19 protein-coding genes and 2 tRNA genes are annotated in these 20550 nt (G+C 64.2%); 16 read left to right on the top strand and 5 right to left on the bottom strand.

Going from position 1 to position 20550, the window contains the following annotated elements; translation table 11 throughout:
* From C1876_RS15460 to groL, 3 genes are all read left to right on the top strand, one after another.
* Positions 1 to 696: a response regulator transcription factor gene (locus C1876_RS15460; RefSeq protein ID WP_211309561.1), complete on the top strand. Its 696-nt coding sequence runs from the start codon at positions 1 to 3 to the stop codon at positions 694 to 696.
* Positions 697 to 971: 275 nt separating this feature from the next.
* Positions 972 to 1259: a co-chaperone GroES gene (locus C1876_RS15465; RefSeq protein WP_101720770.1), complete on the top strand. Its 288-nt coding sequence runs from the start codon at positions 972 to 974 to the stop codon at positions 1257 to 1259.
* Positions 1260 to 1437: 178 nt separating this feature from the next.
* Positions 1438 to 3069: a chaperonin GroEL gene (gene groL / locus C1876_RS15470; RefSeq protein ID WP_114547625.1), complete on the top strand. Its 1632-nt coding sequence runs from the start codon at positions 1438 to 1440 to the stop codon at positions 3067 to 3069.
* A gap of 85 nt (positions 3070 to 3154) precedes the next feature.
* On the opposite strand, the gene C1876_RS17865 is transcribed toward groL, so the two are convergent.
* Positions 3155 to 3523, bottom strand: coding sequence for a DUF2510 domain-containing protein (locus tag C1876_RS17865; RefSeq protein WP_211309562.1), 369 nt, complete (start codon positions 3521 to 3523; stop codon positions 3155 to 3157).
* Positions 3524 to 3687: 164 nt separating this feature from the next.
* On the opposite strand from C1876_RS17865, the gene C1876_RS15480 reads away from it, so the two are divergent.
* The 10 genes from C1876_RS15480 (at position 3688) to C1876_RS15525 (ending at position 14021) form a co-directional block, all read left to right on the top strand.
* The gene (locus C1876_RS15480) at positions 3688 to 4569 is read left to right on the top strand and encodes a putative manganese transporter (protein ID WP_114547626.1); all 882 of its coding nucleotides are present in this window, start codon (positions 3688 to 3690) and stop codon (positions 4567 to 4569) included.
* Positions 4570 to 4673: 104 nt separating this feature from the next.
* Positions 4674 to 5276, top strand: coding sequence for an HD domain-containing protein (locus C1876_RS15485; RefSeq protein WP_114547627.1), 603 nt, complete (start codon positions 4674 to 4676; stop codon positions 5274 to 5276).
* Positions 5277 to 5495: 219 nt separating this feature from the next.
* Positions 5496 to 6527 (top strand): FecCD family ABC transporter permease, encoded by a 1032-nt coding sequence (locus C1876_RS15490; RefSeq protein ID WP_211309563.1) that lies wholly within the window; start codon positions 5496 to 5498, stop codon positions 6525 to 6527.
* Complete coding sequence (locus tag C1876_RS15495) at positions 6527 to 7369, top strand: ABC transporter ATP-binding protein (RefSeq protein WP_114547629.1); 843 nt, start codon at positions 6527 to 6529, stop codon at positions 7367 to 7369. The genes C1876_RS15490 and C1876_RS15495 overlap by 1 nt, the downstream gene beginning before the upstream one ends.
* Positions 7366 to 8466 (top strand): ABC transporter substrate-binding protein, encoded by a 1101-nt coding sequence (locus C1876_RS15500; protein WP_211309564.1) that lies wholly within the window; start codon positions 7366 to 7368, stop codon positions 8464 to 8466. Before C1876_RS15495 ends, C1876_RS15500 begins: the two co-directional genes overlap by 4 nt.
* A gap of 120 nt (positions 8467 to 8586) precedes the next feature.
* The gene (locus tag C1876_RS15505; RefSeq protein WP_114547631.1) at positions 8587 to 9360 is read left to right on the top strand and encodes a nucleotide-binding protein; all 774 of its coding nucleotides are present in this window, start codon (positions 8587 to 8589) and stop codon (positions 9358 to 9360) included.
* Positions 9360 to 10556 (top strand): nitrogenase component 1, encoded by a 1197-nt coding sequence (locus tag C1876_RS15510; protein WP_114547632.1) that lies wholly within the window; start codon positions 9360 to 9362, stop codon positions 10554 to 10556. Before C1876_RS15505 ends, C1876_RS15510 begins: the two co-directional genes overlap by 1 nt.
* A complete protein-coding gene (locus C1876_RS15515) occupies positions 10556 to 11764 on the top strand; it encodes a nitrogenase component 1 (protein ID WP_114547633.1) in 1209 nt (402 codons plus the stop codon). Before C1876_RS15510 ends, C1876_RS15515 begins: the two co-directional genes overlap by 1 nt.
* A 50-nt stretch (positions 11765 to 11814) precedes the next feature.
* A complete protein-coding gene (locus tag C1876_RS15520; protein ID WP_114547634.1) occupies positions 11815 to 13059 on the top strand; it encodes a molybdopterin molybdotransferase MoeA in 1245 nt (414 codons plus the stop codon).
* A complete protein-coding gene (locus tag C1876_RS15525) occupies positions 13056 to 14021 on the top strand; it encodes a radical SAM protein (RefSeq protein ID WP_158544713.1) in 966 nt (321 codons plus the stop codon). The genes C1876_RS15520 and C1876_RS15525 overlap by 4 nt, the downstream gene beginning before the upstream one ends.
* Here C1876_RS15525 and C1876_RS15530 read toward each other — a convergent pair.
* The gene (locus tag C1876_RS15530; RefSeq protein WP_114547636.1) at positions 13997 to 14698 is read right to left on the bottom strand and encodes a Crp/Fnr family transcriptional regulator; all 702 of its coding nucleotides are present in this window, start codon (positions 14696 to 14698) and stop codon (positions 13997 to 13999) included. The two genes, C1876_RS15525 and C1876_RS15530, sit on opposite strands and share 25 nt — an antisense overlap.
* A gap of 103 nt (positions 14699 to 14801) precedes the next feature.
* Positions 14802 to 16547: an FAD-binding protein gene (locus tag C1876_RS15535; RefSeq protein ID WP_114547637.1), complete on the bottom strand. Its 1746-nt coding sequence runs from the start codon at positions 16545 to 16547 to the stop codon at positions 14802 to 14804.
* A 216-nt stretch (positions 16548 to 16763) separates the two neighbouring features.
* Here C1876_RS15535 and C1876_RS15540 point away from each other — a divergent pair, with 216 nt between their 5' ends.
* Positions 16764 to 18185: a helix-turn-helix transcriptional regulator gene (locus C1876_RS15540; RefSeq protein ID WP_114547638.1), complete on the top strand. Its 1422-nt coding sequence runs from the start codon at positions 16764 to 16766 to the stop codon at positions 18183 to 18185.
* Here C1876_RS15540 and C1876_RS15545 read toward each other — a convergent pair whose 3' ends face one another.
* Together C1876_RS15545 and C1876_RS15550 are read right to left on the bottom strand one after the other, a co-directional pair.
* Entirely contained in the window at positions 18186 to 19451 is a 1266-nt protein-coding gene (locus C1876_RS15545; protein WP_114547639.1) for an MFS transporter, read from the bottom strand.
* A 1-nt stretch (position 19452) separates the two neighbouring features.
* Positions 19453 to 19899, bottom strand: coding sequence for a universal stress protein (locus tag C1876_RS15550; RefSeq protein WP_114547640.1), 447 nt, complete (start codon positions 19897 to 19899; stop codon positions 19453 to 19455).
* Between the two features lie 204 nt (positions 19900 to 20103).
* Between C1876_RS15550 and C1876_RS15555 the strand changes: the two genes are divergently transcribed.
* Positions 20104 to 20179: transfer RNA gene (locus C1876_RS15555), tRNA-Lys, on the top strand.
* Positions 20180 to 20221: 42 nt separating this feature from the next.
* Positions 20222 to 20295 (top strand) — tRNA-Gln (locus C1876_RS15560).
* Positions 20296 to 20550 lie beyond the last annotated feature (255 nt).

Raw genomic sequence — 20550 nt, forward strand, 5'->3', positions numbered from 1 at the left:
GTGGAAACCGCAGAGCATCCCGTGCGCGTGCTGGTGGCCGACGATCAGGACCTCGTCCGCAGCGGCTTCAAGCTTATTCTCATGTCCTACGACGGCATCGACGTGGTGGGAGAGGCCCGCGACGGCCACGAGGCGGTGGAGCTTGCCGCGCGCCTGCGCCCCGATGTCGTGCTCATGGACATTCGCATGCCGCGCATGAACGGCATCGAAGCCACGCGCGCCATCCACAACGACCCGGCGCTCGAGGATGTGCACGTGCTCATTCTCACCACGTTCGACCTCGACGAATACGTGTACGACGCCCTTGCCGCCGGCGCGAGCGGCTTCCTGCTCAAAGATGCCGAACCCGACGAGATCGCCTCGGCCGTGCGCGTCGTAGCCGAGGGCGACGCGCTCATCGAGCCGTCCATCACCCGCCGTCTCATCGAGACGTTCGTGGCCACGCGCCCCGCCGGGCTCGGCGGAAGCGCCGCGGTGGCCGCGGGCCTGCGCACCCTCACCGACCGCGAGCGCGAGATCCTCGCGCTCGTCGCGCGCGGTTTCACGAACGACGACATAGGCTCTGAGCTGTTCATCTCGCCCGCCACGGTGAAAACCCACCTCGCCCGCATCATGGCGAAGCTCGACGCGCACGACCGCGCGCAGCTCGTCGTGCGCGCTTACGAAGGCGGCCTCGTGAAGCCGGGCATCCGCTAAACAGCGCTCGATGCGAACGAATGTTTCACGTGAAACATTCGGCGTCGTTGCCGTCCGCGAATTGTGATGATCGTTTGACGATTGCGCAAAATCTCAGTCACGACCGCTCAGATTTCCTCAAAGAGGGTTGCATTCAGTGATGAGGATGCTATGATAACGCAATGTTTAGCACTCGTTACCGCGGAGTGCTAGCAGTCACCACGATCGAGTGGTTAAATAGCGAACGTGCGGCAAATCAGGTTCGTGTATAGGTCGGACGAAAGGAAGGCAACGTTATGAATTTGAAACCTCTGGGTGATCGCGTTATCGTCAAGCAGGACGAGGCCGAGGAAACGACGGCTTCCGGTCTGTTCCTCGCAACCGAGGCGAAGGAAAAGCCCCAGAGCGGCACCGTTCTGGCAGTGGGCGACGGCAAGCTCGACAAGGACGGCAACCTCGTGCCCGTTCCCGTGAAGGTGGGCGACAAGGTCGTGTACGGCAAGTTCGGCGGCACCGAGATCAACGTCGAAGGCGAGGACGTGCTCATCCTCCGCGGCGACGATCTCTACGCAGTGTTCGCATAAGCATACAACCCGACGGCTTCCCATGGCGGCCGCCTAGCCTTTCAGAACCCGGACGCTTTCGCACACGGCCCATCAGGCCGCTTAGCTCAAGCATCCGGAACCTTCAAGGCTATGCGACTCACCATGGAAAGCCTGCGATTACCTTTATTGAAACAGCAGTTGAAAGGATAGAAGCATCATGGCGAAAGAGATTAAGTTCGAAGCCGACGCCCGTAGCGCTCTTGCCTCTGGCGTTCGTAAGCTGTCCGACGCCGTCAAGGTGACGCTTGGCCCCAAGGGCCGTTACGTGGCGCTTGAGAAGTCCTACGGCGCTCCCCTCATCACCAACGACGGTGTGACGGTTGCCAAGGAAGTCGAGCTCGAGGACCCCATCGAGAACATGGGCGCCCAGCTCGTCCGCGAAGTCGCCGTCAAGACGAACGACGTGGCCGGCGACGGCACGACGACCGCGACGCTGCTCGCCGACGTCATCGTGTCCGAGGGCCTGCGCAACGTGACCGCCGGTGCTGACGCCCTGGGCATCCGCCGCGGCATCCAGAAGGCCACCGACGTCGTGGTCGAGGCCATCAAGGCCGACGCCACCCCCGTGTCCACCAAGGAGCAGATTGCGAACGTCGGCACCATTTCCGCCGGCGACGCCGAAATCGGCAACGCCATCGCCGAAGCGATGAGCGCAGTGGGCAACGACGGCGCGATCTCCGTCGAAGAGAGCCAGACCTTCGGCCTCGAGATGGACATCGTTGAGGGCATGCAGTACGAGCGCGGCTACATCTCGCCGTACATGGCCACCGACATGGAGAAGATGGAGGCCGTGCTGAGCGACCCCTACATCCTGCTCACCGACCAGAAGGTGACCAACATCCAGGACATGGTGCCCCTGCTGGAAGAGGTCATGAAGTCCGGTCGCCCGCTGTTCATCGTCGCTGAGGACGTTGAGGGCGAGGCCCTGGCCACCATCCTGCTCAACAAGCTGCGCGGCACGTTCAACTGCGTCGCCATCAAGGCTCCCGGCTTCGGCGACCGCCGCAAGCGCATCCTCGAGGACATCGCCGCCGTCACCGGCGCGCAGGTCATCGACAAGGACTTCGGCATGACCATGGCCGACGCTCGCATCGACATGCTGGGCCATGCCAAGACGGTCAAGGTCACCAAGGACACCGCCCTCATCGTGGACGGCGCCGGCGACAAGAAGGCCATCGACGACCGCATCAGCCAGATCAAGGCCGAGCTCGAGCGCGTCGACTCCGACTTCGACCGCGAGAAGCTGCAGGAGCGCCTGGCGAAGCTGTCCGGCGGCGTGGCCGTGCTCAAGGTGGGCGCTGCAACCGAGTCCGAGCTCAAGGAGAAGAAGTCCCGCATCGAGGACGCCCTGCAGGCGACCCGCGCGGCTGTCGAAGAGGGCATCGTCGCTGGCGGCGGCGTGGCGCTCGTGGACGCGCTGCCCGCGCTCGACAAGGTCGAGACCGGCGACAAGGACGAGGAAGTCGGCGTCGCCATCATCCGCAAGGCGCTTGAGGCCCCGATGCGCGCCATCGCGCAGAACGCTGGCTTCGAGGGCAGCGTCGTGGTCGAGCACGTCAAGGGCATGGGCGACGGCGAAGGCCTGAACTGCGCCAACGGCGAGTACGGCAACATGATCGAGATGGGCGTCAACGACCCGGTCAAGGTGACCCGTACGGCTCTGCAGTCCGCTGCTTCCGTTGCGGCCCTCATCCTCATCACCGAGGCCACCATCAACGAGATCCCGAAGGACCCGGACCCGGCGGCCATGGCTGCCATGGCCGGCGGCGGCATGGGCGGTATGATGTAAGCCTGCGGGCCCGCATCAAACGCACGATCTAACTCGGAACAAAAAGAGGGCGGCCATTTGGCCGCCCTCTTTCGCGCTTTGCCGCTTACGCGTCTTTCTTCGATACGAGCAGCAGGATGCCGCCGATGATGGTGACGAAGATGAGCGTGCACACGCCGAAGGTGGCGGTGTTCGGCTTCGTGCCCTGGTACACGCCCCAGCAGTGGACGGTCATGGGGACCATCCAGAGCAGCGGTATGATGAGCCAGCATACCGAGAGGGTCGAGACGATGCAGAGGATGAACGCGATCAACCTGAGCATTTGATCGGTGTCGCTGCTGAACGTCTGCGGTTGCGGGTAGTAAGCCGGCTGCGCGTCCGCGTAGTCCTCGGTCCATTGCGCGCCGTTCCAATACCGCAGCTTCGCGGTGTTTCCCGACGGATCGGGATACCATCCTGCTTGGGGATTCTCCATGATGCCTCCGTGTTCGCTGATAGTCATGCGTTATGGGGTCATTATAGGCGACGCCCCGCCGTGTGCACGTGCGCAACCGCGTTCTGCAAAACTTCCGTGACCGTTTCGCGACGATGGGGGCACGCGTCGAGGAAATGCTGATGGTTGGACTACAATAACCAGCCATGGATACCTTCATCGACATAGCGTGGCCGGTGCTCGAAGATTCGCTCCTCGACACCCTCTACATCATCCCGTTCCTGTTCATCACGTACCTCGCCATGGAGTGGCTCGAGCACAAAACCGGCGGGAAGGCCGAAGCGGCCATTCAGCGCGCCGGAGCAGCAGGGCCGTTCATCGGCGCCGTCGTGGGCGTGGTGCCGCAGTGCGGCTTCTCCGCGGCGGCGGCAACGCTGTGGGCGGGCCGCGTTATCACGCTCGGCACGCTGTTCGCGGTGTTTCTGTCCACCTCGGACGAGATGCTGCCCATCTTCATCGCGGAGCAGGTGCCACTCGAAGTCATCCTGAAAATCATCGGCGCGAAAATCATCATCGGCATGATCATGGGCTTCCTTGTGGACGCGGGCCTGCGCATCGCGCGCCGCATCGACATGCCGCTGCACATCCACGACCTGTGCGAGCAGGAGCATTGCCATTGTCACGACGGCGAGGGCGGCATCCTGAAAAGCGCCGTCAAGCACACGCTGCAGGTCACGCTGTTCATCTTCATCATCACCATCGTGCTGAACGGCATGCTGGCCATCGTGGGCGAGGACGTGCTGGCCGACTTCCTCAGCGCGAACCCCGCGCTGTCGGTGTTCGGCTCGGCGTTGGTGGGCCTCGTGCCGAACTGCGCCGCGAGCATCGTCATCGCGCAGCTGTACGTGCAGGGCGTGCTGGGGTCGGGCGCCATGCTGGCCGGCCTGCTGGTGTCGGCAGGCGTGGGTTTGCTCGTGCTCGTGCGCACGAACCGCCACCCGAAGGAGAACATCGCCATCATCGTGGGGCTGTACGCTATGGGCGTGATCTGGGGTTTGATTGCGAACGCGCTCGGCATCGTGTTCTGATGCGGCGGGACGGCCGCAACGCGTGAAATTGCCGTACTGACTTCGTCGAACCTATAGGGTAGGATAGCCGTACGCACTGAATCGAATACGAGAAGGAGAGCATCATGGCGACACTCGAGGCCGGCCTGACGCGCGACGAGGCGTTCGCGCTGCTGCAGGAGCACAACAAGGACGCGTTCCATATCGAGCACGGCGAAACGGTCGAGCAGACCATGCGCTACTTCGCGCGCGAGTTCGATCCGGAGAACGAGGAATTCTGGGGCATCGTGGGTTTGCTGCACGACCTCGATTGGGAAGAGCACGACGACGAGCCCGAGCTGCACACCATCTACGCGGCGAAGGACATCGAAGCCGCCGGCGGCTCGCCCGAGCTTATCCGCGCCATTCAGAGCCACACGTCGGACTTCAACACCGACCTGCCGAAGCCCGAGCTGCAGATGGAGAAAATCCTGTTCGCCACCGAAGAGCTCACCGGTCTCATCGGCGCGGCCATCGCCATGCGTCCGAGCAAGAGCGTCATGGACTTCGAGGTGAAGTCGCTCAAGAAGAAGTTCAAGGACAAGCGCTTCGCCGCCGGCGTCAGCCGCGACGTCATCCGCTCCGGCGCCGAGATGCTGGGATGGGAGCTCGACGACCTGTTCGCCCGCACCATTGAGGCCATGCAGTCCTTCGCCCCCGACAAGGACACCTTCGTCCCCGCCGAGTAGCCCGCCATCTGCCATCCGCCATCCGCTGCCCGCGGCCGGCAACTCGCCGCATCGCACCGCTACGAACGCCGTCTCACTCAGTGAGGCGGCGTTTTTCGCTCCCGTTGCTTTTGCAACCGCAATTATCTTTAGACAAGTCTAATATATGCGAACCAGAATAATTCGCACGAGCGTATGCGCCGTGCGCACGCACGATGCGTGGCAACGGAGGGGGCTTCGGTGGCAACAGGGGAGAAGCGAACGCGTCGCGTCGGCTTTTCAATCAAGATGCTCGTTATGGTGGCGGCGCTCGTCGTCGTGTACCTGTACTCGTTCATCATAGGCAGCGTGGACATATCGGTGGGAACCGTCATCGACATCCTGCGTGCGCAGATCATGCCCGTTGAGCAGTACTGGAACGACGTGCTCGAGCCCATCATGCTCAATGTGCGCTTCCCGCAGATCACGCTCTCGGTGCTCATCGGCGGCGCGTTGTCGGTGTCGGGCGCTTCGTACCAAACCGTGTTCAAGAATCCCATGGTGTCCTCCGACATCCTCGGCGTTTCGGCCGGCGCCGGGTTCGGCGCGGCGTTCGCCATGCTCAACGGGGCGAACTGGTGGGAGATTCAAATAGCTGCATTCGTCTGCGGCATCGCGGCGGTCACCATCGCCTACGCCATCGGTGCCGTGTTCGGCAAGCAGAATCTCACCATCCTCGTGCTGGCGGGCGTCGTGGTGTCGAGCTTCTTCCAGGCGCTCATCTCCATCATCAAAACGGTGGCCGACACCGATAGCGTGCTTCCTTCCATCACGTTTTGGCTCATGGGAAGTTTGAACAAGGGCGACAACGCCGATTTGCTGGTCATGCTTCCCTCGGTGGTGCTCTCGCTTGCGTTGCTGTTCGTATTCCGTCACAAGATCGACGTGCTGGCTGCGGGCGAAGACGAAGCCACGGCCATGGGCGTGAACGTCAACCTGGTGAAGGTGGTGGTTATCGTGGCGTCGACGCTTATGACGGCGTGCGCCGTGTCGGTTGCCGGCATCATCGGCTGGATTGGCATGGTGGTGCCTCATATCGCGCGCACGATCACGGGTGCCTCGTACTCGAAACTGATCGCGGGCTCGTTCGTCATCGGCGGCATCTTCCTCGTGCTCATCGACGATCTCGTGCGCGCCTCGTTCGCCGACCTCCCGCTTGGCGTGCTCACGGCGCTCATCGGTACCCCCGTGTTCGTGTTCCTGCTCGTGCGGACGAAGAGGGAGTGGCTGTAATGCTGGACGTCTCCGATCTCCATTTCTCCTACCACGCGCATCGCGAGGTGCTCAAGGGCGTGTCGTTCAGCGTGAACGCGGGCGAAATCGTGTGCCTGCTCGGATCGAACGGCACGGGGAAAACCACGCTGCTCAGGTGCCTCCTGGGATTCTCCAAGCCGCAGAGCGGCACGGTGCTCGCAGATGGAAAGCCGGTTGCGACGATGTCGGCGAAGCAGCGCGCCCACCATATGGCCTATGTGCCGCAATCGTCCTCCATTGCGTTTCCCTATCTGGCGCGGGAAGTCGTGCTCATGGGCCGCGTGTCGCACCTCGCGCCCGGCGCGCGTCATGCGGTGCGCGACAAGGAGGCAACGCTTCAAGCGCTGCGTCACCTGCAAATCGAGCATTTGGCCGATCGCCGCTATCAGGAGCTGTCGGGCGGCGAGAAGCAGATGGTGCTCGTGGCGCGCGCGTTGGCGCAGGAGGCGAAGCTGCTCGTCATGGACGAGCCGACGGCAAACCTCGACTACCACAATCAGGTGAAAATCCTCACGGCCATCAAGCACCTTGCCGCGCAGGGCTTCGGCATCCTCATGACCTCGCACTATCCCGATCATGCTTTTCTCGCCTGCTCGAAGGTGGCGCTCATGGCGGGTGGCCACATCGTCGCATTCGGCGCGCCCGACGACGTGGTGACAAGCGAGAGCCTCACATCCCTCTACGAGACGCCGGTCCATGTGGTGCGTGCAGACATGGGCGGCATCTCCATCAAAACCTGTATCCCATTGCTCGACGAGGCGTACTTTCAGCGCGCCTCGGAGCAGGAGATAGCTCCCAACACGAAGGAAGGAACACTATGAGAACCACAAGCAAGAAACGTTGGCTTGCCTCAGCGATGAGCGTGCTGCTTGTCGCCGCGCTCGCCTGTCTGGGGTTGGCAGGGTGCGCGTCGAACAACGAGGGCGCGTCCTCGCCCGAGCCGGCGAAGGAGCCGGCCGCAAGTCAGCAAGAGCCGGAAACGCGCACGGTCACCGACATGGCGGGGCGCACCGTCGAGCTTCCCGCAAACATCGAGAGCGTGGCAACCTTCGGTTCGGTAGGCGTGCTCAACGCGTTCGTCGAATGCATGGGCAAGGGCGATCTCATCGCCAACGACATGCCCGCCAACTTCACGAAGAACGACAAGTGGGCCATGCAGTACCAGTTTGCGCCGCAGATGAAGGGCGAGCCCGTGCTGGAGACGGCCGACGGCATCGACATGGAAGCCACGATGGCGCTCGCACCCGACCTGTGCATCACCATGATGGAGGACATGGCGCAGCAGCTTGAGGAAGCGGGCATTAACGTCATCGTGCTCACCTGGAACGACACCGAAGACGTGAAGAAGGCCGTCGAGCTTATGGGCCAGGTATTCAACGTGGAAGACCGCGCCGACGATTACAACGCCTACTTCGACAAGATGGTGCAGAAGGCCGCTGATCGCACGGCTGCTCTTTCGGACGCCGATCGTCTCAAGGTGATCTACGGCGACGTCGAGTCGCTTACGAACCCGCACGTCATTTCCGAGTGGTGGCTGACCGCCGCCGGCGGCGAGAGCGTGACCAAGGAGACGCACCAGAAGAATTCGCTCGAGTACACCATGGAAGAGCTGCTTGCGTGGCAGCCGCAGGTCATCTTCTCGAGCAACACTGATACCGCCGCCCTGTACGGTGACGCGAACATCGCCGATTTGCCCGCCATCAAAGACCAGCGCGTGTACGTGGTGCCTACGGTGGCGCACGTGTGGGGCAACCGCACGGTTGAACAGCCGCTCACCGTGCTGTGGGCCATGAACAAGATGTATCCCGAGCTGTACGCCGAAGACGAGCTGGCCGAGGACATCACCTACTTCTACGAGCACTTCTTCAACTACAAGATGAGCGACGCCGAGGTGGACGCCATCATCAACTACCAGTAACACCCTCCCTGGTGTCCCGTTCGCCGACTGTCCCGTCGGCGAACGGGGGTTTCTTTGACGGATGCACGCGAGCGGCGGGGGATGAAAGCCGCAGCGCGCACGACGAGCGAACGGACCTCCATGTACAGATTGGCTCTTTACGGCAAGGGCGGCATCGGGAAATCGACGACGGCCTGCAATTTGGCGGCGGCGCTTGCGCAGGCGGGCTCAACCGTCATGCAGGTGGGATGCGATCCGAAAGCCGATTCCACGCGCCTGCTGATGGGCGGGCGAACGGTGCCGACGGTGCTCGACCGCATGCGCGACGGCGGCGCCATCGCGCTCGAAGACATCGTGTACCGGGCAAGCAACGGGGTGCTGTGCGTTGAAGCGGGCGGCCCCGTGCCCGGTGTCGGCTGCGCGGGGCGCGGCATCATCGCTGCGTTCGACCTGCTTGAACAGCTTGACGCGTTCGGCACGTACGAGCCCGACTACGTGCTGTACGACGTGTTGGGCGACGTGGTGTGCGGGGGGTTCGCCATGCCGCTGCGCGGCGAGTACTCCGATGGCGTGATGGTGGTCACCTCGGGCGAGATGATGTCGCTGTACGCGGCGGGCAACATCATGCACGCAATCGAGAATTTCCAGAAGCGCGGCTACGCGCGGTTTCGCGGATTGGTGGCCAACCTGCGCGCTATCGAAGACGAAGAGGCGAAGATCGCGCAGTTTTGCGCCGAAGAGGGCGCGTTCGTGGCGGCTACCATCCCGCGCTCGCCCTTGGTGCAGCGTGCCGAAGACGAACGCGCGGTTGCCGTCGAGGCGTTCCCCTCGTCTGACGTTGCCGTCGCCTATCGCGCCCTCGCGCAGACGGTGGAAGCGGCCGCGCGCGAAGCCGCGACGGGGGCGATGCGCTGATGGCCAGCCTGTCGTACCAGATTCCCGATGCGGATCGCCCCAAGCGCGTCATGCGCATTCCCGAAAGTCACGCGTTGTACCTGTGTCCCAATGCGTGCGGGCGCCGGCAGGGTATTCGGGCACTGCGCAACGGCATTGCCGACCATGTGTCGTTTTTGAGGCTTACGCAGGCGGACGTGATTTCCGGCGAGCACGAACGGCAGGTGGGAAACGCCGTGGAAGAGCTGCTCGCCACGTTGCGGCCGCGGCCGCGGGTGGTGTCGCTGTACGTGAACTGCATCGACGACTTCCTTGGCACCGACGAGCAACAGCTCCTCGATGAACTGCGGGAACGGTTTCCCGACACGCGCTTTCTCCTCTCGCATATCAATCCTATCGCGGCCGACGTGAAGCGCTCGACGGCGCGCTCCATCCACACGCGCCTATACGAAGCGCTCGAAGCGCCCGCCGCTCACGACAGCGCGGTCACGTTGGTGGGCCACTTCGAGCCGCTCGATGCGCACGGCGAGTTTTTCGAGGCGCTGCAGGCTTCCGGAACCGCCGAAGTGCGCGAAATCGTCTCCTGCGACACGTTCGACGCGTATCTGCAGCTTGCGTGCAGTCGCTTCACAGTGAGTCTCTCGCATATGGGGGACGGCGCGGCCGATGCGCTTGAGCAGCGCTTCGGCATTCCTTTTCAACGGTGGCATGCGTGCTACGACCTCGCCGAGATAACGGCCCGCTACGCGAAGCTCATGCAGGCTTTGGGCGGTGCATGGGATGGGGCCGCATGGCGCCACCGCGCCGAGCGTGCGGTGATCGAGACGCGGGCGGCGGTGGGATCGTTGCCGGTGGCGGTTGATTCGGCGGCCTCGCTCATGCCGTTTTCGCTTGCGCGCACCCTCCTCGCTTACGGGTTCAACGTGGTTGCAGTGTTCGGCCTCCACCTCAAGGGTTGCGATGACGAAGCCGAGCGGCTGCTCGCCGACGAACATCCGGAGGTCGCCATCGTGCGAAGCGAAAGCTACGAGGCGCTGTCCGGGTTCGCGCTGCCTTCGCGCTGTTTGGCGCTCGGCAGGGACGCGGGCTTCCTGTTGCGCGCGCATCACCTGGTGGATATCTACCACGACGAAGGGTACTTCGGCTACCACGGCGTGATTCGGCTGATGGACGCGATGGCGCACGAGGTTGGTCGCGTGCGGGATTGGGGTGCGTGATGGCGCGGCTGTCGGTGTACCTCCCGCCGTTCGCGGGCGATTATGCGGGGGCGTGCTCGGTGCTGTTCGGCCTCGACTGCCTGGTCATCGTCATCGATGCGGGTTGCTGCACGCGTAATTACGTGGAGTACGACGAGATTCGTTGGGCTCGCCGTCGCAAGAGCACGTTCTCGGCGCAGCTCCGCACCATGGATGCCGTGTTGGGCGACGACGCGCGCATCATCGAGCAGACGCTTGAAGCGGCGGACGCGTTGCGGCCATCGTGCATCGCGCTCGTGGGCACGCCGGTACCTGCCATCGTGGGCATGGATCTAGCAGGTATGGCGCGCGAAATCGAAGCGACGTGCGGCGTGCCCGCCATGGGGCTGCCCACGACCGGGTTTGAAAGTTACGAGCAGGGAGCGTCGCTCGCGCTCGCAACGCTGTGCCGGCGTTTTGCGGCCGCGGGGGAGGGCGCGCCCGCGCGCAGCGTTGGAGCGCGCGTGCGGGTGAACCTGCTCGGTGCGCTTCCGCAAGATTTCATCGCCGACGATGCGCTTGCCCAGCTTGAAAGCGCGTTGGTCGAGAGCGGCGTCGAACTCGTGCTGAGCACGGCGGGCGACTACGCGCTCGAAGATGTCAGGGCCGCTGCGACGGCTGACGCGAGCCTTGCCGTGTCGTGGTCGGGCCTTGCCGCCGGTCGCCTGTTGGAGCGGCGGTTCGGCGTTCCGCTGCTCGCAACCTGTCCGATGGGTGCCGGAGGCGCCGACGACGTGGCCCGGGCATTGCGCGCGCTGCGGGAGGGCGGCGTGAGCGACGTGGAGGCAACCGCAGCCTCCGAAACGTCGGGCGATCAGGTTCTCCTCGTGGGCGATCAGGTGGCCATGAACTCCCTGCGTTTCGCGCTGCGTCGGCGGCTCGCGCGCCGCGGCGTGCAGCGTTTTATGCGCGTGGCCTCGTTTTTCGCGCTTGATCCTGCGCTGAGCGAGCCGGGCGACCTCGCGCTCGACGGCGAAGCTGCCCTCGTGCGGTTTGCGGAAGAGCATCCTAGGCTTGCCTGCGCGGTCGATCCGCTCATGTGCCGCGTGCCGGGCATTGGCGAAGGCCCGCTGCTCGAGGTGGTGCATGGCGCGGTGTCGAGCACGCTGTTCGCCGATCGGGCCCTCGGGTACACGCAGGAGGCGTTTGAGGAGGCGCTTGAAACGTTCGTCGATCGTATGTGTTCATAACGAAAACGCGGCGCGCCGCATGCGCCCGCTCGGGTTTGGGGAAAGGTGACATGATGAAATTCGTCTACGAGCAGAGCGTGACCCGCGCTGACGCGTTGCGGGAGATGCGCGAGCGATGGGAGCCTGCGCCGCGTTCGCGGGTGGTGGGCTTGTCCGATGCGTGCGGTCGCGTAACGTCCGAGGAGGTGCGGGCGCTGCACTCGCTGCCGGTGAAGCGTTCGTCGAAGCGGGACGGCATCGCGGTGCGCTCGGCCGATTTTGCCGCAGGCGCGCCCGACACGAGTAGCTGGACGCGCGACGTCGATTTCGCGCAGGCCGATACCGGCGACGATTTCCCCGATGCGTTCGACGCGGTGATCGCAGTGGAGCACATCGCGTACGACGAGCACGGCGGGCTGCATATCGTAGAGGAGCCGCCCGACCTGCAATCGGGCAGCGGCGTGAACCCGTGCGGTTCCATCGTGCGCGCGGGCGACGTGCTGGTTGCCGCGCATACGCGGCTCACGCCCGAGCTTGTCGCAAGCCTCGCCGTGGGCGGCCATGCGCAGGTGCGTGTGCTCGAGCGGCCTCGCGTGGCGTTCATTCCCACCGGGAGCGAGCTCGTGCCGTTCGGCGCGTACCCTCAGCGCGGGCAAAATATTGAAGCGAACAGCCTGCTCGTGTCGGGCATGGTGCGCGCATGGGGTGCCGAAGTCACGTGCTATCCGGTGGTGCGCGACGACGAGGAAGCGCTTGAGGCGGCGCTCGACCGCGCGCTCGAAGCGGCCGATATCGTGCTCATCAACGGGGGATCGTCGCGCGGCGAGGAGGATTTCAACGCGCGGCTCCTCGAGCGTCGCGGCTCGTACTTCCGTCACGGCGTGCGCGCGGTGCCCGGTCGTCCTGTGGGCATGGCGCTGATCGAAGGGCGCCCCGTCATCAACGTGCCCGGTCCGGTGTTGGCGGCCTTCCTCTCCCTCGATTGGCTTGTCCGCGGGCTCGTCGCGCAATTTTTGGGCGTTCCCGTGCCGCGCCGGCGCACCGTTCGCGCGCGGCTCAGCGAGCCGGTCGCAAAGCCCGAGGCGTTCGAGCGGCTCGTGCGCGTGTCGATTTCCGGCGACGCAACGGGGGAATACGTGTGCACGCCGCTGCCGCAGCCGATGACTCTCAGCCAAACGCTGCGGTCGAGCGACGGCATGCTCACCTTGCCCATCGGCAGCACCGGTGCGCAGGCGGGGGAGGAGTTCTCGGTTGAACTGTTGCGACCGCTCGAGCTCATCGAAGCTTCATGGGAAGAAGGGGAGGGGCTGCGATGACGGCTGCCAAGGAGGTTTCGGCCTTTGCGGATGCGCTCGAAGCGGCACGGGTGCGCCGACCCACGCGCGAGGAAGCGCACGTGCTGTTCGAGGGCGCGCTTGCCGACGAGGCGTCGCTCGATGCGCTCTGCCGCGTTGCGGTCGACGTGCGCGCCGCCGAGCTGGGGGATCGATGCGAGCGCGAAGCCGCATTCAACTCGGTGGTGCCGTGCTACCTGCGCCCCCTGTGCCTCTACTGCCCCTATTGGCGTAATCCCGACCAGGAGCTCATGACGGTTGAGGATGTCGTCGGGTATGTGCGAATCCTGCACGACGAGACCGACATTCGCCAGTTTCATCTGAGCGGAGGCTCGATGCGGGGCGGGGGCGACTGCGGTATCATCGCCATCGTCGAGGCCATTCGCGCTGCCGGATTCGACGACATGCGCATCGTCGTGAACTGCGGTGCCTCGTTCTCGGATGCCGATCTGCGACGCCTGAAAGAGCTCAACGTCATGCGCATCTTCTCCGTGTTCGAGACGACGAACCCTCAGTTGTTCGCGCGCGTGAAGCCCGGCGACGACCTTGCCGAGAAGATCGATTTCGCGCGGCGCATCGCGGCGGCGGGCATGGAGGTGGGCTCGGGCATCATGGCGGGCATCGGCAATCGCGAGCATGCGGTGGACGATTACGTGAACGAGCTGTTCGATCTCGCGTCGCTCGAAGGCCTTGCGTGCGTGTACGTATCGAAGTTTCGCCATGCGGCCGGCATTCCGCTGAACGACCATCCCGCCTGTCCTTTGCCCGAAGCGCTCGCGCTCGTGGCAATGGCGCGCCTCGTTCTGCGCGACGTGCACATCAGGGCGGCGGCGGGATGGGGTGCCGAGGATCAAGCTCGCGCTGTCGGCGCAGGGGCCGGATCGGTGTCCGTCGAGCGCAGCTTCTCGAAGGGCTCAGGTCACTGGGCCACGCCGGGGGCGTAGCTCGGGGCGATGACGAAGCGGTTTCGCTCGAAGGAGATGATGCCCTCGTCGCGCATTCTGCCCAGTTCGCGCGACAGGGCGCTCCGCTCGATGTAGAGGAAATCGGCCAGCTCCTGCCGATTGTAGGGAATGTCGAAGGTGCAGGACCCCGCCTCCTGCGCCTGCTCTTGAAGGTACGATAGCACTTTCTCGCGGGTCGAGCGGTTCGCCAACACGTCGAGCCGCTTGACGAGGCGCATGTTCGTTTCCGTCAGCGAGGCCACGAGATTGCTCTTGATGCGGTTGATGTGCTTGATGCAGCACGCGCACCCTTCGATCTCCTGCGAGATGTTGAAATCGATCGTGACGCACGGTCCGTTCGCCACGATATCAAGCGCGTTGTTCTCGCAGAAGCCCGGTGCAATTTCGCTCGCGATGACGGAGTCCTCTTGGTAGGTGCCCAGAATAGAGCGATTGCCGGACGCGCCGTAGCGCACGATGAGGGCTTCCCCTTCGATGAGGTAGCGGGTGTGGGCGAAGGCGCGCGACCTGCCGGCCAGCACATCGCCATCGTCGAACCGCGCGATGCGCGCGTTGAGGCAGCGAAGAACCGACTGCCGCTTCTCGAGCGGTATGCCTTCGAGCAGCGTCAGCCCCTCGATGGGCGCATCGATGCAGTACGGTTCGGTCTGGCGCATGGGCACTCCGCTCGCTGGATAATATCCTGCTACCAGTATAATACAGAATCCACCCAAGATGCCAAGGCCCCGAACCCGGGGCCTTGCGCGTTACAGAGGGTGCCTACCCCAGGTCGCCGGCGAGGTGGCGCACGGCGTGGCGGGCGAAGGTGATGGTGCGTCCGCAGGCGCAACCCACGATGTACTCAGGGTAGTTGTTGCCGAAGACGCTGCCCGAGCAATCGCCGGCGGCGTACAGGCCCTCGATGGGGTGGCTGTCGGCGCCGAGCACCTGCATGTCTTCGTTGATGCGCAGACCGTCGACCGTGGTCAGCAGCGAACCGCCGTACCACACGCCGTAGAAGGGCGCCGTGCGCAGCTCGGACAGGCGGTACGCCTCTTTGCCGAAGTCGGCATCTTCCTGCGCGTCGTAGAAGCCGTTGTACTTCTCAACCTCAGCCAAAAACGCCTCTTTGGCCTCGCCCGCGAACCCGAGCTTGTCGGCCAGCTCCTCGATGGTATCGGCCTTGACCATGGTGCCCTTTTCCAACTGATCGGCGTAGATCTCGTCGAGCGGGGTGTCCGCTTCCTTTGCGAGCAGCTGCTGCGTCTGGCGCGAGCACCCGATGGTGGAGAAGCGCTTCACGTCCTCCTTGAGGTTCGCGTCGAACACCTGGCAGAATACGCCGCCCTCGTGCTCGGCGGCGGCGAAGCAGCAGAAGTCGTAGGGGGTGGATTCGTTCACGAAGCGCTTGCCGTCGCGCGTGACCTTCATGAGCGGCTGCGAACCGAGGTTGAACTGCTTGTCCGTTCCCGCGAACGTGGCAATCTCGCCGGGGCCGCTGATGATGCCCGCGTTCTCGCCCGGTTTGACGGCGCCGCGGTCGAAGATCATCGGCGCGCCGATGCTGTCCTTCTGCGCACCTGCCCACATGCCGGCCTTGATGCCTTCGCCCACGTTGTTCGGGGACCCGTACTGCAGCGTGACGCAGCGGTCCACCATCGGGTTGCACGCGCGCAGCATCTCGGCGTTGCTCGTGTAGCCGCCCGTGGTAAGCAGCACGCCCTTTGCTGCGTTCACCTGCACGTATCCGCCGTCGGCTTCGAACACCGCGCCTGTCACCTTACCGCTGTCGTCCTGCACGAGCTTGGCCAGCTTGTGGTTGTAGGTGACGTCGTACCCGCGCTCGTTGATGTAGGACAACAGCACCTTGTTGCGCTCGAGCGCCTCGCCGGCGGCGTCCTTGCCCGAGTAGTAGTGCTCCATCGGGAACAGGGCGAAGCTCGTGCCGCCCGTCTCGTGGTCGATGTCGTTGTCGAACGCGCAGGTCATTCCTGCGTCGGTGAGAATGGGGTCAATCCAGTCCACCACGCTCGCGCTCTCGCGTATCCACACGCGAATCACGCGCTGATCGCACTGACCCGAGGCGTAGCGCGAGAACTCGTTGAGCAGGCGGCCTTCGTCCACGTGCGCGCCGGCGGCTTCGGTGTACTTCGTGTTGATGGCGCCGAACCAATGGCGGCTGCGCTGGATGGAGCCCGTTTTCTCACACAGCATGAAATCGAGTCCGAGGTCGGCGGCCGTTGCGGCGGCGGCCATGCCGCCGTTGCCCGCGCCGATGATCAGCAGGTCGGTCTGTTTCGTCTCCTTGATGTCGCTCGCGGCGATGTCGGGCGCGCTTCCCAGCCAATCGGCGGACGATGCGGCGTCGACTTCCGCAGCGTTTGCCGTGGCGGCGCCTCCTGCGTCCTTGCTTGATGCGCTCTGCGGCGAGCAGCCGGCCAGACCGAAGGCGGCGAGCGCTCCCGTGGCGGCGGCCCCCGTCAGAAAGCTGCGGCGCGACAGACCCTGTTCCGTTAGGTGCTTCATGGTATGTTCCCTCCTGAAACGCGGTTTTCATTCCCTGACGCCATCATGCCCGCCGCTCGGGGGCTTGTCCTCACCGTCGCGGTACCAACTTGCGGCGGCATACGGCGCGTTTCATCTCACCCCCGTGGTACCAGAACGATCGTTTTCCCTTGTCGGAGAGGGGTGAAGTGAGGTAGGCTTGCGCGAGGGCCGCGAAAGCAACGGAAGGGGAACCGCGTGGACGACGCCCGACATACCATCGATGCAACCTGGGTGCGCTGCCTCGTCGCGCTTGCGGCCGAGCTGTTCGGCACCTGGCTCACGAATGCGGTGCTGTATCCGCAGTACGTGGGTATTCTGTCCGAGGCGCGCGATGCCTCATCCTTCGTCGGCGTGGTGACGCTCGTGGCGCTGGCCGTGTGGGCGCTCAAGCGTCCTTCGTCCATTAACGAGCAGACGCTCACGGCTGCATCGTTCGTCCTGTTCTCGGCCGGATTCGCGCTCATCGTGCTGGGGATTTCCCAGCAATCCGCCACGCTGCTGCTCGTGGGGTCGTGCGTGCGCTCCGTCGGCTCGCGTTGGGTGGTGGTGCTCATGGGCATCTCGCTGTGCAAGCTCGGCAAGCGCTCGTGCATGCTGTGCATCGCGTCGGCCCTGGTGGCAAGCTATGTGCTGCGCATCCCGTTCATGAACGCCGACATGACGGTGGGGCTGACCACCCTGTTTCTGCTGCCGTTCCTCATGTACGTGGCCTGCCGCCCGCTCGCGCTCGACATGCTGGCCTCGATGAAGCAGGGCGTGCCGCCGGTGGAGGCGTCCATCACGCAGCCCGCATCGTATCTTCCGTTTGCGCACGGGTTGTTCATCGCCATCTTCATCTTCCGCATCGCGTACGGGTTCGCCCTGACCTTCGGCTCGAGCGACGGCAATCCTCAGCAGACGTTCTTCGGCCTCATTCCCGTTGCCATCCTGCTGGTCATGGCGCTTGTGCCGCGCGTGCCGAAGGCCGACGTGCTGTATCAAGCGGCGGCGCTGTTCGTCGTGGGCGGCTTCCTCGCCGTGGTGGTGTTCGCCGGGCGTACCGCGGGTGACATGACGTTTGCGAACGGGTTGCTCTATGCCGGCAGCGAATGCTTCGATGCGCTCATGTGGTTCGCACTCGCTTCTATCGGGGCGCGCAACAAGGTGAACGCCCTGGCCGTGTTCGCGTGGGGGCGAGCGGCTTCCTCGGCGGGTCTGCTGTGCGGGGCGACGGTGGGGCACGCGGTGAACGCCACGCCCGACCCGCTCGCGGTGTCGGTGGGCATCGCCGTGGTGCTGTTCCTGTTCGTGGCGATGAACTTCACGGTGCTCAAGCCGTTCGGGTTTCAGGCTACCATCGACGGCGTGCAGTCGGTCGAGCCGGTTGCCGCGCCGCCGACGTCGGTCGGGTTGCACGATAAAAGCGCCGCCGTGGCCGCGCAGTACCGGCTCACGCCGCGTGAAACGGAGCTGCTCGAGCTGTTGGCGCACGGGCGCAACGGCCCGTTCATCCAGGAGAAGCTCGTGTTGTCGCGCAACACCGTGAAGACGCACGTGTCCAACATATACGGCAAGCTGGGCGTTCACTCGCAGCAGGAGCTCATCGACCTCGTCGAGCAAGCCGAAACGGCACGCTAGCTATTGCTTTTCGGCCGCTTCCAGTTCGCGACGCATCTTCCCGCGCTTGCGACTGACAAACAGGTAAGCCGCCAGCGCCACGATGGCCACGAATGACATGGCCTCGAACAGGCCGCGGTAGCCCCACAGGGGCTGCACGATGCCGAGGGCGAGCGGCCCCACGCCCACGCCGATGTCCAGCAAGATGTAGAACGTCGAGTTTGCCAAGCTCAGACGGTCGTCGGGCGCGATGCGTACGGCCAGGGCGAGGCCGCTTGCCTGCACGGTGCCCACGCCGAAGCCCAAAAGCGCCGCCGCGATAAGCATGGCCGCCGGCCGGTACACGGTTGCCAGCAGCCCCATGCCCACGATGAACGCGATGAACGCGGGAATCATCACCACGCGGTCGCCCTTGCGGTCGAACAGCTTGCCGGTGAACGGGCGCGTGACGAACGTGGCAATGGCATACACGACGAAGAAGAAGCTTGCGGTGGTTTCGAGCCCGCTCTCCGCGGCGAACGGCGTGAGGAACGCGAGCAGGCTCGAGTAGCAGAAGAACAGCAGCGCGCACACCGCGCTGATGGGCACGACGCTTGTTTCCAGGTAGTTTGCGACGCGCGGCCGCGGCACGCGGAAACCGCCCGCCTGTTCGGTGCGCTCGGCTTCCGCAATCTCGTTGGCTTTTTCATCCACCTCGGCACGCGGTACGGGCACTTCGGGCACGCGCAGCTGAGCCGCGGCCAGCAAGCAAAGGCCCGCAACCACGGCGGTCACGATGAACAGCACGTGAAAGCCGGCATTCTGCGTGAGGAACATGCCCAGGAACGGGCCGATGGCCGCACCGAGCGTCACCGACAGCATATAGTAGCCCACGCCCTCGCCCTTACGGCTGTCGGGCACGAGCGCCGTCACGATGGTGCCGATGGTGGTGGAGCACATGCCGTAGGCAATGCCGTGCAGCAAACGCAGCGCGAACAGCAGCCAGAACCCCACACCCACCAGGTACAGTGCCGAAAACACCACTTCGAACAGCGCGCCGATCACCAGCAGGCGCTTGCGCCCGACGCGATCCATGATGCGGCCGCTCACGAGGCGCGCGATGAGCGCGCCGATAATGAAGATGCTGGCCGCAAGGCCAGCCGTTGCCGCAGGTGCGTCGTACGTCTTCATGGCGTAGTCGGCCACCACCACCATGAGCCCGTAGTAGTTCACCATGAGCAGGAAGTTCACGGCCGTACCGAAGGTGAAGTCCTTCGTCCAGAGCTTTTCTCGCGCAGCGGATGCCATATTAGTGTGTCGCCCCGGCTCCCGTTGCCGCAGGCGGTACGTCCTTCGCAATGAGCACGGCGATGGGGGAGCCCTGCACCACGGCGTAGCTCACGCTGCCGAGGAAACCCTTGACGCCGCCCTGTCCGCGGCTGCCCATGACGATGAGGTCGCAACCCTCGTCGTGCGCGCACTTCAGCAGCAGGTCGGCCGGCGAGCTCCCCTTCAGAAGGTGGGTATGCGCCTTGTTCGGCACCTCGTCGGCGATGTGCTCCATTTCGGTCAGCACCTTCTGCGCCTCGTTCAGCAGCACGGTTTCGGCGCCGGTGCCCAGACCGTATAGCTTCACCACATGCACGAACACCAGCTCGATGCTCTCGTCCTGCGCGCCGATGGAGCGCGCGAGGTCGAGTGCCTTCGCGGACGGAGTGGAGCCGTCGTACGCGACGAGTACCTTGGAGCACCACATGAGGCATCACGGCCTTTCGGTTAGGAAACGAATCTGATCCATCATCGATTGTAGTACGGATTGTTTCAATTTGAATAACGGCAGCATGGCAAAGGGTAGACGGTCTCGCAAGCAATCTGGCATGGGAATGGATCTGAGCAACATAATCATTGACCCGCTCTTCCTGCCCGGCTAAAATGGGTACTCGCGCATTGCAGCGAACGTGGGCCGTTAGCTCAGCTGGTAGAGCAGGGGACTTTTAATCCCAAGGTCGCGGGTTCGACTCCCTCACGGCCCACCATTTACTTCGCTTCGCGCGCGCAGCCTTCGGGCGACCTCACACTGGGCCATCGTCCAACGGCAGGACTCTGGTTTTTGGTACCAGCTATCCAGGTTCGAATCCTGGTGGCCCAGCCACTTTTCGACGTCGCGTATGGCGTGCACCCCCCCACTGTTCAGGTAATATGCTCTCAAGCAGAGCGTCTCATCCTTGTGCATGCGAAAAAAGTTCCCAATTTTTCAAATTGCCCCCTTGCGCGCTCCGGCCGGGGCGGGTAATATACTCGGGCTGCGTTTTCCGGGAGAGGGGCGCGGCGCCGGTTCCGCCGGCTTCCCGGGAGAGGGCGCGCGAGCGCCGGCCCGGAAAACTTTTTCGAGAAACTGGAAAAAAGT

The sequence above is a fragment of the Eggerthella sinensis genome (assembly GCF_003339815.1).
GTDB lineage: Bacteria > Actinomycetota > Coriobacteriia > Coriobacteriales > Eggerthellaceae > Eggerthella > Eggerthella sinensis.

What these genes read in the sequence shown, in the direction of transcription:
- C1876_RS15505 (WP_114547631.1), top strand. Translation starts at nt 8,587, where the DNA reads ATGTACAGATTGGCTCTTTACGGCAAGGGCGGCATCGGGAAATCGACG.
- C1876_RS15545 (WP_114547639.1), bottom strand. Translation starts at nt 19,451, where the DNA reads ATGGCATCCGCTGCGCGAGAAAAGCTCTGGACGAAGGACTTCACCTTC.
- C1876_RS17865 (WP_211309562.1), bottom strand. Translation starts at nt 3,523, where the DNA reads ATGGAGAATCCCCAAGCAGGATGGTATCCCGATCCGTCGGGAAACACC.
- C1876_RS15535 (WP_114547637.1), bottom strand. Translation starts at nt 16,547, where the DNA reads ATGAAGCACCTAACGGAACAGGGTCTGTCGCGCCGCAGCTTTCTGACG.
- C1876_RS15465 (WP_101720770.1), top strand. Translation starts at nt 972, where the DNA reads ATGAATTTGAAACCTCTGGGTGATCGCGTTATCGTCAAGCAGGACGAG.
- C1876_RS15525 (WP_158544713.1), top strand. Translation starts at nt 13,056, where the DNA reads ATGACGGCTGCCAAGGAGGTTTCGGCCTTTGCGGATGCGCTCGAAGCG.
- C1876_RS15500 (WP_211309564.1), top strand. Translation starts at nt 7,366, where the DNA reads ATGAGAACCACAAGCAAGAAACGTTGGCTTGCCTCAGCGATGAGCGTG.
- groL (WP_114547625.1), top strand. Translation starts at nt 1,438, where the DNA reads ATGGCGAAAGAGATTAAGTTCGAAGCCGACGCCCGTAGCGCTCTTGCC.
- C1876_RS15515 (WP_114547633.1), top strand. Translation starts at nt 10,556, where the DNA reads ATGGCGCGGCTGTCGGTGTACCTCCCGCCGTTCGCGGGCGATTATGCG.
- C1876_RS15485 (WP_114547627.1), top strand. Translation starts at nt 4,674, where the DNA reads ATGGCGACACTCGAGGCCGGCCTGACGCGCGACGAGGCGTTCGCGCTG.
- C1876_RS15530 (WP_114547636.1), bottom strand. Translation starts at nt 14,698, where the DNA reads ATGCGCCAGACCGAACCGTACTGCATCGATGCGCCCATCGAGGGGCTG.
- C1876_RS15520 (WP_114547634.1), top strand. Translation starts at nt 11,815, where the DNA reads ATGATGAAATTCGTCTACGAGCAGAGCGTGACCCGCGCTGACGCGTTG.
- C1876_RS15495 (WP_114547629.1), top strand. Translation starts at nt 6,527, where the DNA reads ATGCTGGACGTCTCCGATCTCCATTTCTCCTACCACGCGCATCGCGAG.
- C1876_RS15550 (WP_114547640.1), bottom strand. Translation starts at nt 19,899, where the DNA reads ATGTGGTGCTCCAAGGTACTCGTCGCGTACGACGGCTCCACTCCGTCC.
- C1876_RS15510 (WP_114547632.1), top strand. Translation starts at nt 9,360, where the DNA reads ATGGCCAGCCTGTCGTACCAGATTCCCGATGCGGATCGCCCCAAGCGC.
- C1876_RS15480 (WP_114547626.1), top strand. Translation starts at nt 3,688, where the DNA reads ATGGATACCTTCATCGACATAGCGTGGCCGGTGCTCGAAGATTCGCTC.